Below are 14,689 nucleotides of genomic sequence, written 5' to 3' on the forward strand. Positions count from 1 at the left end.
TTAGAGGCAGGGAGTGAGGGGAATAGCCGAGTTTGGGCTATATTTGGTTGTTTTTGGTGAACTATGAAAATAGGAGAAGGGTTTGAGAGAGAAGATTTGCCAAGAATATTAGTCATTGGCGCAAGCCTCTACTCTTAAGCTTGCCCTTTGGTCCGCCTTTACGAAGGCGGCCGGGAAAAAGCCGATTTTCTGCGTTATTTTACCTCAAATTTGATTTAGCATTTTCTGATGGCTGACGAACAACTACCTCAGGCTCCGCACGCGTACACCGAAGACAGCATCCGCTCCTTGGACTGGCGCGAGCACATCCGGTTGCGCCCGGGCATGTACATCGGTAAGCTAGGCGACGGTTCATCGCCCGACGACGGCATTTACATCCTTGTGAAGGAAGTTATCGATAACTCCATCGACGAGCATATGATGGGCTACGGCCGCACCATCGACATCAAAATCATCGACAACCAGCGCGTGGTGGTGCGGGATTATGGCCGCGGCATTCCGCTGGGTAAGGTGGTGGATGTAGTGAGCAAGATCAACACGGGTGGCAAGTACGATTCCAAGGTCTTCCAGAAATCGGTGGGCCTGAACGGGGTAGGTACGAAAGCCGTGAATGCGTTAAGCTCCAACTTCGTGGTGCAGAGCGTGCGTGAGGGCATCATGAAGGCGGCTGAGTTTCAGGCGGGGCAGCTCGTAAGCGACCCAAAGCCCGTGAAGACCTCGCAGCGGAATGGCACCATGATGGCCTTCGAGCCGGACCCAGCCATCTTCCGCAACTTCAAGTTCAAGACGGAGTTTCTCGAAAGCCAGCTTTGGAACTACGCCTATTTGAACGCAGGCCTGACCATCAATTTCAACGGTCAGAAGTACCACTCCGAGAGAGGGTTGCAAGATCTATTGGAGCGTAAAACCGACCCAGAGACGATCAACTATCCGATTATTCGCCTCATGGGTGAGGACATTGAAATCGCGCTAACCCACGGCAACGACTACGGTGAGGAATACTACTCGTTCGTGAACGGCCAGAACACGACGCAGGGTGGTACGCACCTAGCTGCTTTCCGCGAAGGGGTGGTAAAAACCTTGCGGGAGTTCTATAAAAAGGACTACGATGCTTCCGACATCCGCGCCAGCATCGTGGGCGCTATTGCTATTCGGGTGCAGGAACCGGTTTTTGAGTCGCAGACTAAGACCAAGCTAGGCTCCATTCTGATGGAGCCCGATGGGGCCACGGTGCGCAACTTTGTAGTGGACTTCGTGAAGGAGCACCTCGACAACTACCTGCACAAAAATCCCGAAACTAAAGAAGCGTTGCAGAAACGCATTGAGCGGAGTGAGCGGGAGCGGAAGGATATGGCCGGCGTGAAAAAGCTAGCTAATCAGCGTGCTAAAAAAGCTAGCCTGCACAACCGCAAGCTGCGCGACTGCCGTTTCCACTTTGGCGAGGGCAGCAAAGACGTCGAAAAAGAAGCCCTGACTACGCTCTTCATCACCGAGGGTGACTCGGCTTCGGGCAGCATCACCAAGAGCCGCAACGTGGAAACTGAGGCGGTGTTCTCGCTGCGCGGCAAGCCGCTGAACTGCTTCGGCATGAAGAAGAAGATCGTGTACGAGAACGAAGAGCTGAATCTGCTCCAGCACGCGCTCAACATTGAGGAAGGTTTGGAAGGGCTGCGCTACAACCGCGTCGTGATTGCCACCGACGCCGACGTGGACGGCATGCACATTCGCTTGCTGCTACTCACTTTCTTCCTGCAGTTCTTCCCCGACTTGGTGCGCAACGGCCATGTGTACATTCTGGAAACGCCCTTGTTTCGCGTGCGCAATAAGAAAACGACGATCTACTGCTACGATGAGCGCGAAAAGCAGGAAGCCATGCGAAAGCTAGGTCGCAACCCTGAAATCACCCGTTTTAAAGGGCTAGGAGAGATTTCACCTGATGAGTTCGGGCGGTTTATCGGTGACAATATTCGCTTGGAGCCGGTGATTCTGCAATCAGACCGCAGCATTCAGAAGCTGCTGACTTATTACATGGGCAAGAACACGCCTGCCCGTCAGGAATTCATCATCGAAAACCTGCGTTTAGAGAAAGATCTGATTACCTCCGATGTGCTGCCCGTAGAGGAAGTGGCGGAGGCAGACCTAGCTTAGAAGTGAATTTTACTGCTTAGCTTGTAGGCAGTGCATATTGAAGAAGCCTTCTACGCCAGCTCGTCGGTTGTCCTGTGTCATAGGAGAGCAGGCGAGCTAGCCGTGGGAGAGAGGTACAAGAACAGTAACCGTGGCAGCGGCCACACCCCTTATGTCAGAAGAGAACAACCCCCAGGACCCCAACCACGAAGAAGACCCCAACCTGTTCGGTGCCGGCGACTCCTTTGAGTTTGGGTCTGAGCCAGCTACGCCGGCGCAAGAAGCCGGTGATGTCGAAGAAGCGCAGCTTGTGGTAAGTGAAACCGGCGAGCTGCTGGCTGAGTCGTCGGTGGAAATAGAGGCCCTCATGGACGAGGAGCCGGCGACGGCCGCGCCCGAAGAGGAAGCTACGTTTGCCCCGGGCGAAACCATCCACGACATTGCCAGCGTGAACGGCATGTACCAGAACTGGTTTCTGGACTATGCTAGCTACGTAATTCTGGAGCGTGCCGTGCCAGCCATTGAAGATGGCCTGAAGCCCGTACAGCGGCGCATTCTGCACGCTATGAAGGAAATGGATGACGGTCGCCTAAACAAGGTGGCCAACATCATTGGCCAGACGATGCAGTATCACCCCCACGGGGATGCGTCGATTGGCGATGCCATTGTGAACCTAGGTCAGAAAGACCTGCTGATCGACCACCAAGGCAACTGGGGTGACATCCGCACCGGCGACTCGGCCGCGGCCCCGCGTTATATTGAGGCCCGCCTAAGCAAGTTTGCGTTGGATGTGGTGTTCAACCCTGACATTACGGAATGGCAGCTTAGCTACGATGGCCGCAAGCGCGAGCCCGTGACGCTGCCCGTGAAGTTTCCGCTGTTGCTAGCCCAGGGCGTGGAAGGTATTGCTGTGGGTCTGAGCACCAAGATTATGCCCCACAACTTCCGCGAGTTGTGCAAGGCTAGCATCGACGTGCTGCGCAACCGACCTTTCGAGCTGTACCCCGATTTTCCGACTGGTGGCCTCTGCGACGTTAGCAACTACAACGGCGGCCTGCGGGGTGCGAAGTTGCGGTTGCGCGCCACCATCGAGAAGTTCGATAAGACCATGCTCGTGATTCGCGATATTCCGTACGGCACCACCACAACGGCGCTGATGGAGAGCATCGTGAAAGCCTCAGAAGCCAACAAAATCAAAATTAAGAAGGTCGTAGACAACACGGCTGCCGAGGTGGAGATTCAGGTGCACCTGCCCACAGGTGTGTCGCCGGACCTAACCATGGACGCGCTCTACGCCTTCACCGATTGCGAAATCAGCATCTCGCCCAACACGTGCGTGATCATCGAAGATAAACCGCACTTCGTGGGCGTAGAAGACATGCTGCGGCTGAGCACTCAGAAAACGGTGCGCCTGCTGGAGCGTGAGCTAGAAATTCAGCGCGACGAGCTGCGGGAGAAATGGCACTCGGCTTCGCTAGAGAAAATTTTTATTGAGAATCGCATCTACCGCAAGATCGAGGAGTGCGAAACTTGGGAAGACATTCTGGCCACCATTGATGCGGGCTTAAAAAAATTCGTGCGCATCGACGGCGAGAAAGCCAAGGCCAACGATACGCGCTTGGTGCTGCGCCGCGCCATCACGGAAGAAGACCTTACTCGCCTGACGGAGATTCGCATCAAGCGTATTTCGAAGTTCGACTCGTTCAAGGCTGAGGAGTACATTCAGCGCCTGGAAGCCGAACTCGCCGAAGTGGCTGACCACCTAGCTAACATCACGCGCTACGCCATCAACTACTTCGAAGGTTTGCTGAAGAAGTACGGTCAAAACCGCGAGCGGAAAACCCAGCTACGTACCTTCGATGTGGTGACGGCTCAAAAAGTAGCGGTGGCCAACCAGAAGCTCTACGTCAACTACCAGGACGGTTTCGTGGGTTATGGGCTGAAGAAAGATGAAAAAGCTATAGCGGTTTGCGACTGCTCCGACCTCGACGATATCATTGCCATTCGCCGCGACGGGTCCTTTATGGTGACTAGAATTGCGGAGAAGACCTTCGTGGGCAAGGACATCCTGCACGTCGGCGTCTACAACAAGAACGACGACCGGCTGGTGTATAACATGATCTATCAGGATGGCGCCTCGGGCATCAGCTTCGCCAAGCGCTTCCTCGTGACGGGCATCACCCGCGACAAAACCTACGACCTCACCAAAGGCACGAAAGGTACGAAGACGCTCTACCTCACGGCTAACCCCAACTCGGAGTCGGAGATTGTAACGATACAGCTGTCCGATAAGGCGCCGGCCCGCGTGAAACAATTTGACTTTGACTTTGCGGAGCTAGCTATCAAAGGCAAAGGCTCGATGGGCAACATCGTGACTAAGCAGCTAATTAAGAAGATTACGCAAAAGAGCCGCGGTGACTCGACCCTCGGTGGCCGCGAAACGTTCTTCGACGAAGTAACCGGTCGTCTTAACAACGCAGGCCATGGCCGCTACCTAGGTGCCTTCGATACCGACCACACCATTCTGCTGGTGCACAAAGACGGTACCTACGAACTCAAGTCGCCGGATCCGGCCCACCACTTCGACGTACCCAATATTGTGCTCATGCGCAAGCTGGAACCCGAGACGGTGATCAGTGCGGTATATGTGGAAGGCGAGACGAAGACGTACTACGTGAAACGGTTCAAGATCGAAACGAGCACGCTAGACAAGCGCTTTATCTTTATTTCCGAGACCAAAGGATCGAAGCTGATCTGTGCTACTTGCTTCACGGAGCCCCGCGTGGAAATAAAGCTGCAGCGTGATAAGAAAGCCGACAAGGAGGCCGAAGCTATTCATTTGCACGAGTTTATCGACGTGAAAGGCTGGAAAGCGATGGGCAATAAGCTTAACTACTTCAAGATTCATGCGGTAGCCTTGCTGACTGACGAAGGTCCCGAACCGGAGCGCCGGGAAGTAGCCAAGCGGCGCGGGCCAGCTACTATTCCACGCGTTACGCCGGCTACCGCAACGCCGGAGCCAGAGTTAGAGCCAACCGAGTCTACGGAAGTCACGGTTACGGCCGAGGAAGTGGCTCAATCCCAAGCGCTGCTACGACGGCCAAAGTCGCAGCTTAAGTTGTTCTAAACGCGTAAAAGAGCCCTGGTGAAGAAGCCAGGGCTCTTTTTACGTCTCTGGGGCTTGCAGACCTAGCTTAGCCGTCGGTTATTTTTTTTGATCGGCAGTCCTTCTCTTATGCCGTTGCGCTACTCTCGTTTGCTCTTCCTGCTCGCGCTGCTGTTCGGTAGCACGCGTCTGGCTTTTGCCCAAACACAGGCGGCAGTGCCAAGTCAGCAAGCGCCAGCTAGCTCCGCAGTGGTAGATATTCCCAAGGTCTTGGCAGAAGCACGCTCGTTAAAAAACAGCTATCGCGAGTCGGAAGCTCTAGCCAAGTATGAGCAAGTGCTCAGCAAAGCGCCCGGAAACTATGAGGCGCTTTGGTCGGCCGCCGTGCTCAGCGTCCGTATTGGCGCGCGCTACACAGATGAAACGCGAAAAGCAGCTTACTACGCGGCAGCACGCCTCTACGCCAACCGAGCCTTAGTAGTTGACCCGGAGGGCGGCGAGGCAAACTATGCGACGGCTTTCACCATGGCCAACCAAGCAACACTATTCGGTACGCGCCAGTACCTGATAGCTTACCGCGAGATGAAGCCATACGTGTTCCGGGCTGTAGCGCGCCGCCCCGACTGGGCCGATGCCTGGCAGCTGCTCGGGCGCTGGCACTACCGGGTTGACCATTACAACTTCTTCGAGCGTATTTTTAGTCGATTGTTTTTGGGCGGTAAGCCGAGCGGCGCTGGTAGCCGCAAAGCCATCGATGCACTACGGCGCGCTCACGAACTAGACCCCAAGCGCATTCAGTTTTGCTATGACCTAGCTAGGGTGTATCGCAACCAGGGACAGTACACCAACGCCCGCACTATTTTGCAGGAAGCACTGCGGATCACGCCAGCAACGAGCGAAGAACTGGAAACGAGTCGGCGAAGTCGGATTCTGCTACAACAACTCCGGCGCCGGGCCCTGCGCAAACACCAGCTTATCAGCGACGAGATACCGCCAGAAATCAAGCGCATGCAACAAGCAGACACCGTCAGCCTGAAGAGGAACTGAGCCAGTGCACCTAGGTTGGGCACGACGGAAGGCTTCGCGTCTGGCAAACCCCTTGGGAAAAGTTATCTTTACTGAAATTTTATCACGCTTTAACGCGGCACAGTGGCTTCTCCACGTTCTCGTATATGGTTGCTGCTGGTAAGTGCTGTTTTGGCTACGGCTTGTGAGCGTACGCCCGCGGAGCGCCCCGATCGGATGATCAACCTAGCTACCGTGCAAAGTGGACCGCAGCTACAAGCTCAGGAGTTGGAAGGGGCCATTGCGCGCCAACCCCAAAATGCTGCGCTTTACGCCCGGCGAGCAAGTTTCCGGCTGGCGGCGGCGCAGTTTGGCACCGCCCTCGAAGATATCAACCGGGCCATTGATCTTGATGATGAAGAAGGCGAGTTTTACTTCACTAAAGCGCGCATCCTGCGCGGACAAAATCGGCTAGCTTCAGCGCTTGAAGCGGCGGAAATTGCTGCCCAACGGGGTTTCTCATCGCCAGAGCTAAACTTGCTGGTTGGGGAAGCGAATTTGGCGTTGCGTCATTACGAAGAGGCACTCGACCAACTCGACCGCACGCTCCGCCAAGAGCCCGAACATGCAGCTGCGCTTTTCTATAAAGGACTGGCGTACGCTGCAGTAGCTGATACGGTGCAGGCGCTCGACTACTTGCGTGCCAGCTTAGCACGTGAGCCAAGGCAGCCCGAGATTCTGCACCAGCTAGCTTTTCTCTATAACGCCAACCGCCAGCCTCTCCAAGCAATGACTTACTCGCTACGCGGCCTGCGCGTAGCCCCGCGTTACGCGTCGTTGTGGTACGACTATGGCCGCCAATTTGAGTTGCAAAGTCAGCCGGATAGTGCGCAACGCTGTTATGGGCGGGCCGTGCAACTGGATACCACCTTATACCGTGCCGATTACCGACTGGCCCTGGCCGCGTACCAACGACATCAGTACGCAGCCGTGGTACCGCACTTGCAGCGTGCCCTGCGGCGCGCTCCTCGCTTGCCGGATGCTCGGCAGATGCTAGCCGAAAGTTATGAGAGCCTCGGACGGCAAGCAGAAGCCTTGGCACAATACCGTCTTTTAGTGGTCGAAAACCCCGGCAACCGGCACTGGACCTATAAGGTGTGGAAAGTGAAAGACAAAGTGCGACGACAGCAGAGCGATACGCTAGCCCAAGCCGACGATAATGCCACGGAACCGGCGCCGCCACAGGAGTAAGGGTTAGGGAATTTCGAAGGCCATTTATGTTGTTGCCATAGTAGGGAAGTGAGTCTCCATTGTGATGGGAACAACTTGCTTCCTCATAATTTATCCGCAAGCTGCTAACTTGCGGGCACGTGCTGTTTTTTAGCTCCCTCTCAATATGATTGATATTACGCTTCCCGACGGCTCCGTGCGCCAATTTGAGCCCGGCGTGTCGGGCTATGATGTGGCCGCCAGCATCAGTGAAGGTTTGGCCCGCAACGCCTTGAGTGTGCGTGTGAATGGCGAAGTTCGTGACCTAGGTCGCCTCATTACTGAAAATGCCAAGGTAGAAATTCTAACCTGGAACGACCCAGCTGGCAAGGCTACGTTCTGGCACTCTTCTGCTCACTTGCTGGCGGAAGCCTTGGAGGCTCTGTATCCCGGCGTGAAGCTAGGCATCGGACCGTCTATAGAAAATGGCTTCTACTACGATATCGACCTCGGGGAAGGACGCACAATTTCGACGGATGATTTCCCCAAGATTGAGGCTAAGATGCTAGAGCTGGCGAAGAAAAAAAGTCAGTACGAGCGCCGGGAGGTAAGCAAGGCCGATGCCATTGCCTACTTCACCGAAAAGGCCGACCCGTACAAGCTAGACCTGCTGGAGCGCCTCGATGACGGCTCCATCACATTCTACAGTCAAGGCGACTTCACAGACCTGTGCCGTGGCCCACACATTCCTGATACCAGCCCCATCAAAGCGGTAAAACTGCTGAACGTGGCTGGCGCTTACTGGCGTGGCGACGAGAAAAACAAGCAGCTCACGCGCATCTACGGCATCACGTTTCCAAAAGCGAAGGAACTGAGCGAGTACTTGGAGAAGCTGGAAGAAGCCAAGCGCCGCGACCACCGCAAGCTAGGTAAGGAATTAGAGCTATTCGCGTTTTCGGAGAAGGTAGGAGCGGGGCTACCCTTGTGGCTGCCTAAAGGCACAGCCTTACGCGAGCGACTGGAGCAGTTCCTGCGCCGCGCTCAGGTAAAAGCCGGCTACCTTCCCGTCGTGACGCCCAATATTGGATCTAAAGAGCTGTACGTAACCAGCGGCCACTACGAAAAGTACGGCGCCGACTCGTTCCAGCCCATTAAGACCCCAAACCCTGGGGAGGAGTTTATGCTTAAGCCCATGAACTGCCCGCACCACTGCGAAATCTATAAGACCAAGCCTCGCTCGTACCGCGACTTGCCGTTGCGGTTGGCCGAGTTTGGTACCGTGTATCGCTACGAGCAGAGTGGTGAGTTGCACGGCCTGACCCGCGTGCGGGGCTTTACGCAGGATGATGCTCACATCTTCTGCCGACCCGACCAAGTAAAGGAGGAGTTCCTGAAGGTAATCGACATTGTGCTGTACGTGCTGAAGGCCCTGGACTTCCCTGACTTCACGGCGCAGATTTCCCTCCGCGACCCCGAGAACAAAGCTAAATATATTGGGTCTGACGAGAACTGGGCTCGTGCCGAAGCTGCTATTCAGGAAGCCGCCGCTGAAAAGGGCCTCAATACCGTGACGGAGTTAGGGGAAGCAGCCTTCTACGGCCCCAAGCTCGACTTCATGGTGCGTGACGCTCTAGGCCGCAAGTGGCAACTTGGTACCATTCAGGTAGATTATAACTTGCCTGAGCGTTTCGAGTTGGAGTATGTAGCCTCTGACAACTCCCGGCAGCGTCCCGTTATGATTCACCGGGCGCCCTTTGGCTCACTTGAGCGTTTTGTGGCCGTACTCATTGAACACTGCGCTGGCAATTTTCCATTGTGGCTTTCGCCTGAGCAGTTTGCGGTTTTACCGATTTCGGAGAAGTACCAAGATTATGCCCAGCAAGTATTCGACCGTCTCCAATCGGCCGAGTTACGTGGCTCTATTGACAACCGCGACGAGAAAATAGGGCGTAAGATTCGCGACGCGGAGATTGCAAAGGTGCCTTACATGCTTATTGTGGGGGAGAAAGAACAAGAAAATGGTATCGTCTCGGTGCGCAAGCATGGAGAGGGAGACGTAGGCAGCATGCCCGTTGATGCCTTTGTACGCAGCTTTCAAGGCCAAGTCGCCGACATGATGGAGGGAAAAGTTGTGGCCTGATTTAGGTGGAGCTAAGTAGTTTGCGAAAACACGCAAGGTATTTCAAATAAAATCTAACAAAACAGCAAACCTGCCGTTTGTACTTACAGGCAGACGGCAGGCTTGCTTTGAAGTTGTCTTATAGCGCTAACTCATTACATTTGAAGGCAAACCTATCCCCTAGGTTGTAAGACAATTTTATATAGCGGCTTTTTTAGATTCAAAAAAAGCCGGATATTTGCCCGCTGATTAGAGACATGGTTACGCCATAGCTCTGGCCACAGAAAGAAAATTATTCGCTCACTTTTATAAGGAGACCCAACCCATAGCAACCCCGAATCGTCGCTACGTTCCCCGTACTCAGGTGGAGGAGCCGTTTAAAATCAACCAGAAGATTACGGCTCGTGAAGTACGCCTAGTAGGTGAAAATGTCGAACAAGGTATTTATTCTGTTGACCAAGCTCGTCGCATGGCACAGGAGCAAAACCTTGATCTAGTAGAAATTTCGCCCACTGCCGTACCGCCGGTGTGCCGTATTATCGACTACTCGAAATTTAAGTACGAGCAGAAGAAACGCACCCGCGAAATGAAGGCTAAAGCCACAAAAGTGGTAGTGAAAGAAATTCGTTTCGGTCCTAACACCGATGAACACGACTTTGCCTTCAAGCTCAAACATGCACAAGAATTTCTCAAAGAAGGCGCTAAGATTAAAGCTTACGTGCACTTTGTAGGCCGCTCAATCGTGTTCAAAGAACGCGGCGAAATTCTGCTGCTCAAATTTGCGCAAGCCCTTGAGGAATTAGCCAAAGTAGAGCAACTTCCTAAACTGGAAGGCAAACGCATGTTCTTGTACTTGGCACCCAAAGTAGCCATAGCCGCAAAGCCGAAAGCTGCCGCTCCCAAAGAGGGAACTCCAGCGCCGAAGGAAGCTCAACCGAAGGAGGCCCAGTAGAATTGCCTGGCTCCTTGTGTTAGCTTAATCCAACAGCATTTTCTTTTTTCAATATATACCACAATGCCAAAAGTAAAGACGAAATCCGGTGCTAAGAAGCGTTTTACGCTCACCGGCTCGGGCAAGGTGAAGCGGAAGCACGCCTTCAAAAGCCACATCCTCACGAAAAAGACCACTAAGCAGAAGCGTGCCCTCACGCACGTTACTCTAGTGAGCTCGGCCGACATGAACCGCGTAAAGGATATGCTGAATATCTAAAAAGCTAAGCATTAGAGGTTAACTGTTTGCATACAGTTAATTACTTAATGATAAGTAATTTAGTTGTTCATTTTTTCAAACCAGGCACCCGGTCTACAAGACAAACCTGTCACCGGTTGCCAAAAAAAATAGGTTATGCCAAGAAGTGTGAATCACGTGGCCTCACGCCACCGTCGCAAAAAAGTAATGAAGTTGGCGAAGGGCTATTTCGGCCGTCGCAAAAATGTTTGGACCGTTGCTAAAAACGCTGTCGAGAAGGGCTTGCTTTATGCCTATCGCGACCGGAAAACCAAGAAGCGCGAGTTCCGTGCTTTGTGGATCCAACGTATCAATGCCGGCGCTCGTGAGCATGGTTTGTCTTACTCGCAATTCATGGGTGGCTTGAAAAAAGCTGGCATCGACTTAAACCGTAAAGTACTAGCTGACCTAGCTCTCAATCACCCGGAAGCTTTCCGTGGTATTGTGGAAAAGATCAAATAAGTTTTTTAGCTTATGCTAAAATAAAAACCGCTCGGCAGTTTCTGCCGAGCGGTTTTTTTATGCCTTGCTGCGAAAAGAAGCTACTACTATATTCCAGAAAGAGAAAGCTGTCTATTAGATTAGGAATAATATATCCCATTTCCAAAGCCTGCTAATTGGGCAAGCTACTTAGCCAAGCTTCTGCTTCGCCAATGGTAGTAAAGCGCTTGAAGACAAACTCAGCAGGTGCGTCCGTAATTACCGTTTGGGTTGATAGTCGGTGCATAGGGTTGCTTCCATCTACGATAGCACAATACTCCACGCGCACCTGCTTCATTGCACGTGGAATCCATTCGTGGGCAAGCCAATGTTGAGCCGCTGCTGCTAAAGGCTGACGTTGGCCGTGTTCAGATAAGATCTTTCGACAGCTAGTACTATCTAATAGCGTAAGTGCTTGTTCATAAAACGCTTGTAAATCAGAAAGGTGGATTCGCTCAGCATTCCATTGTAACTGTATATAGCCTTGAGAAGCGTAATAGATATTACCTACTACATTCGTAAAGTGTGGAGTCTTAGTAGGTTGAGCGTAAAATGTAGCCATTATAATAAAGTAGAAGTAAGAAGCCTGCAAATACCTTGCGTAACTCGTTGGCATCCATGAGCAACTTGGTGATATGACTGAAAACCCAGTTAATAGTTTAAAAGGCTAGTGAAGTTACTTCTAACAGCCGCCCAACGGCTAATTTAAAAGATTGGTCATAACACAGCAGATGTAACTTAACGTCATAACCCAGCATAGTTGGGCGAGCTATTTAGTTCATCTGTTTCTAGCCTGTAACCTAGCTATGCGGTAGTGTCTTTGTTACCTGCTACTAACACCAGCGTTTTATTAATGAATATGGGCTAAATGCTAATGCGCCAACTGCTTGTCAGATCTTAAGCGAAGCCAGGAAAACGGGTATGAACTGTACATTTGCGAGGTAGCTGAACAGTTACATAAGTCGCAGCAACGAAACCGGCCGCAACACTTATGGCTTGCTGGGATAAATTGATAGAGCACCATGCCCGAAAGCGTAAAGAATAGGAATACTCAAAGTGTCAGCCTCAACCGTTGGTCACTACTCTTTAATAGCGAATTTTATGCAAGTTGGAATAGATAGCTTTGCTGCTGCAACCCTACTGGATAATGGCACCGGCACTACCCTCAGTGGCGCAGAAGCAATAGCGCAGCTTTTGGAACGTATTGAGCGGGCGGACCAAGCAGGGCTCGATGTTTTCGGTATTGGCGAGCATCATCGCCCAGAATACTTGGACTCAGCTACAGCGGTTATCCTCGCTGCCGCTGCGGCCCGTACCAAACGCATCCGGCTGACTAGCGCCGTAACTGTACTCAGTGCTGCCGACCCGGTACGCGTGTTTCAGGAGTTTGCTACCCTCGACCTAATCTCACAAGGTCGGGCTGAAATGGTAGTAGGTCGGGGTTCGTCCATCGAAGCCTTTCCACTCTTTGGCTTCAACCTAGATGATTATGACGCGCTGTTCACTGAGAAGTTAGAGCTGCTACTCACTATTCGGGAGCAGGAGCGTGTGCAGTGGAAAGGCAAGTTTCGTCCTGCTTTGAATGGACAAGGTATTTATCCTAGGCCCGTGCAGCAGCCTCTGCCAATTTGGCTAGGCGTAGGTGGTACGCCCCAATCTTTCGCACGGGCAGGGACGCTAGGGTTACCATTGATGGTAGCAATTATCGGTGGCGACACCCACCGTTTTCGTCCGTTAGTTGATCTGTACCGGGAGGCTGGCCGCCGAGCTGGTTATTCACCTGAGCAGTTACCGGTGGGTTTGCACTCGCTCGGGTACGTGGCCGAAACGACTGAACAAGCTAGAGAGGAATTCTACCCGGGGTACGCGCACACTTTCTCTAGTCGAGCGCGGGAGCGGGGCGGGCTTCCCGTTACTCGCGCCCAATTTGATGCACAAGCTGGTTCACTCGGCGCGCTGCTAGTAGGCAATCCGGAAGAAGTAGCAGATAAAATTCGACGCCACAGCGAAGCCCTAGGGGGTATCACGCGGGTGACGTTTCAAATGGATGTTGCTACGTTGCCGCATACCAGACTGCTGGAAGCCATCGACTTGCTCGGTACGCGGGTAGCGCCTTTACTACGAAGCTAGAATGACACCCACATGTGGTTTACATACTTACACCAGATATAAAGAGGAACAGGCCCTGAGATTTCTCAGGGCCTGTTCCTCTTTATATCTGGCTGTACTGATTAGTTAGGATGTGAATAGCTAATCAGCTAGCGCGCATTCTTAAAAGATGAACCAGCGATGCTTTTTCACTTTCGCCTCTTCTGTGCGAGGTACGAGGGTCATGTTTTCGGTGGTGCCACCTTTTACTTTTACTTCTTCATCGGCGTAGCCACCATAACCGTATTGTAGGGTCACAGGCTGGTTAGCAGGCACGCGCAGTGTGTATTCGCCTTTGGCATCGGTACTCACGCCGTAGAAGCTGCCTTTCTGAAGTACGGTTGCGCCTACCAGCGGTTTACCTTCTTCATCAAGGATGCGGCCACGTACGGTAGCCACGCGCAGCAAGCTGGCAGAAGCTTCGGTTTCAGTAGCAGCCATCGGGGCGACAACGGGAGCCGTCGCTTCGGCAGTTGTTGGGCGGCTGGAGCCGGCAAATACGGCGCTACCCACTAGTGCAGCACCTACTACCATTGTGGCAGCGCGTTGACGGAAGCGCTGAGGCTCGGTGCGAATCAGGTCAAACTGCCGTTGTACCCAGCCTACTGCTTTCACGTCGTGGCCGAGGTTCTTCATTTCGTGAAAGCGGCGCAGTGTAGCGTCAGCTTGTTGGCTATTGGCTTTAATATAGGCGTCTACGAGCTCTGTATTTTTGCTAGATAGGTCGCCGCGCAAATAAGCGTCACGGTAAGCAGGAAGAAGTTGACCGGTAGTAGCGTGGAAGGGGGAAGCGTTGAGTTTCATTTTGGGAAAGTGCAAATAGAGAGTGCGAGAAGAAGAAGGGGATACTACTAAAAAAGAGTATGTGAGGAAGTGTTTCTGCGTTTATTGTGATTCAAAGGTAGTAAATCGATAAAATACTATGTTTTTGTTTCGATCAACTCCCAGTGATACTAGGTGAATGCGAGGATATCTGGGTTGTAATTGGGAAAAGAAGCATGTTTGTTTTCCTAAAATTAGACTCTAATTCCGTGCTTGGGAATTGAATGTACGAACATATTTAAGTAATGGATTTTGTATAAAAAAAATAATCCTATAAAATATATACTTGCAGTTAGTTAGCATTTTTCTTGGTTTGATAGTAGGTAGTTGACCTTGTTAAAATCAAGGAATATTTAAATTTTTTCAATAGTTAATATCATCTTTAGCTCTTTCGAGCTTCGGTTTACCTTCGGCTCCTTATATCTTAGTGCCATTACCAAATACT

General features: G+C 52.3%; 11 protein-coding genes. 9 read left to right on the forward strand and 2 right to left on the reverse strand.

Annotated features, from left to right (window positions below; all coding sequences use genetic code 11):
* Positions 1–228 precede the first annotated feature (228 nt).
* The 8 genes from BXP70_RS07460 (at position 229) to rplT (ending at position 11,256) form a co-directional block, all read left to right on the forward strand.
* The gene (locus BXP70_RS07460; protein ID WP_086593411.1) at positions 229–2,148 is read left to right on the forward strand and encodes a DNA topoisomerase IV subunit B; all 1,920 of its coding nucleotides are present in this window, start codon (positions 229–231) and stop codon (positions 2,146–2,148) included.
* Positions 2,149–2,494: 346 nt separating this feature from the next.
* Positions 2,495–5,254: a DNA gyrase/topoisomerase IV subunit A gene (locus BXP70_RS07465; protein WP_086593776.1), complete on the forward strand. Its 2,760-nt coding sequence runs from the start codon at positions 2,495–2,497 to the stop codon at positions 5,252–5,254.
* Positions 5,255–5,362: 108 nt separating this feature from the next.
* Entirely contained in the window at positions 5,363–6,280 is a 918-nt protein-coding gene (locus BXP70_RS07470; protein WP_086593412.1) for a tetratricopeptide repeat protein, read from the forward strand.
* Between the two features lie 102 nt (positions 6,281–6,382).
* The gene (locus BXP70_RS07475; protein ID WP_143436407.1) at positions 6,383–7,489 is read left to right on the forward strand and encodes a tetratricopeptide repeat protein; all 1,107 of its coding nucleotides are present in this window, start codon (positions 6,383–6,385) and stop codon (positions 7,487–7,489) included.
* A 145-nt stretch (positions 7,490–7,634) separates the two neighbouring features.
* The gene (thrS, locus tag BXP70_RS07480) at positions 7,635–9,587 is read left to right on the forward strand and encodes a threonine--tRNA ligase (RefSeq protein WP_086593414.1); all 1,953 of its coding nucleotides are present in this window, start codon (positions 7,635–7,637) and stop codon (positions 9,585–9,587) included.
* A gap of 304 nt (positions 9,588–9,891) precedes the next feature.
* A complete protein-coding gene (infC, locus tag BXP70_RS07485) occupies positions 9,892–10,518 on the forward strand; it encodes a translation initiation factor IF-3 (RefSeq protein ID WP_086593415.1) in 627 nt (208 codons plus the stop codon).
* 63 nt (positions 10,519–10,581) lie between these two features.
* On the forward strand, positions 10,582–10,776 hold the full coding sequence (rpmI, locus tag BXP70_RS07490) for a 50S ribosomal protein L35 (protein ID WP_086593416.1): 195 nt from the start codon (positions 10,582–10,584) through the stop codon (positions 10,774–10,776).
* Positions 10,777–10,911: 135 nt separating this feature from the next.
* Positions 10,912–11,256, forward strand: a complete 345-nt coding sequence (rplT, locus tag BXP70_RS07495; protein WP_086593417.1) for a 50S ribosomal protein L20 — start codon at positions 10,912–10,914, stop codon at positions 11,254–11,256.
* Positions 11,257–11,407: 151 nt separating this feature from the next.
* Here rplT and BXP70_RS29405 read toward each other — a convergent pair whose 3' ends face one another.
* Entirely contained in the window at positions 11,408–11,836 is a 429-nt protein-coding gene (locus tag BXP70_RS29405) for a hypothetical protein (protein ID WP_143436408.1), read from the reverse strand.
* 539 nt (positions 11,837–12,375) lie between these two features.
* On the opposite strand from BXP70_RS29405, the gene BXP70_RS07500 reads away from it, so the two are divergent.
* Entirely contained in the window at positions 12,376–13,404 is a 1,029-nt protein-coding gene (locus BXP70_RS07500) for an LLM class flavin-dependent oxidoreductase (protein ID WP_086593418.1), read from the forward strand.
* 141 nt (positions 13,405–13,545) lie between these two features.
* Here the strand turns inward: BXP70_RS07500 and BXP70_RS07505 are convergent, their stop codons facing one another.
* Entirely contained in the window at positions 13,546–14,226 is a 681-nt protein-coding gene (locus BXP70_RS07505) for a carboxypeptidase-like regulatory domain-containing protein (protein WP_143436409.1), read from the reverse strand.
* Between the last annotated feature and the right edge of the window lie 463 nt (positions 14,227–14,689).

The sequence above is a fragment of the Hymenobacter crusticola genome (genome assembly GCF_002154225.1).
Lineage (GTDB): Bacteria > Bacteroidota > Bacteroidia > Cytophagales > Hymenobacteraceae > Hymenobacter > Hymenobacter crusticola.

Bases quoted from the DNA above. Each gene is read 5' to 3' on its own strand.
- rpmI (WP_086593416.1), top strand. From the start codon at position 10,582: ATGCCAAAAGTAAAGACGAAATCCGGTGCTAAGAAGCGTTTTACGCTC.
- BXP70_RS07470 (WP_086593412.1), top strand. From the start codon at position 5,363: ATGCCGTTGCGCTACTCTCGTTTGCTCTTCCTGCTCGCGCTGCTGTTC.
- BXP70_RS07500 (WP_086593418.1), top strand. From the start codon at position 12,376: ATGCAAGTTGGAATAGATAGCTTTGCTGCTGCAACCCTACTGGATAAT.
- thrS (WP_086593414.1), top strand. From the start codon at position 7,635: ATGATTGATATTACGCTTCCCGACGGCTCCGTGCGCCAATTTGAGCCC.
- BXP70_RS29405 (WP_143436408.1), bottom strand. From the start codon at position 11,836: ATGGCTACATTTTACGCTCAACCTACTAAGACTCCACACTTTACGAAT.
- rplT (WP_086593417.1), top strand. From the start codon at position 10,912: ATGCCAAGAAGTGTGAATCACGTGGCCTCACGCCACCGTCGCAAAAAA.
- BXP70_RS07505 (WP_143436409.1), bottom strand. From the start codon at position 14,226: ATGAAACTCAACGCTTCCCCCTTCCACGCTACTACCGGTCAACTTCTT.
- BXP70_RS07460 (WP_086593411.1), top strand. From the start codon at position 229: ATGGCTGACGAACAACTACCTCAGGCTCCGCACGCGTACACCGAAGAC.
- BXP70_RS07465 (WP_086593776.1), top strand. From the start codon at position 2,495: ATGGACGAGGAGCCGGCGACGGCCGCGCCCGAAGAGGAAGCTACGTTT.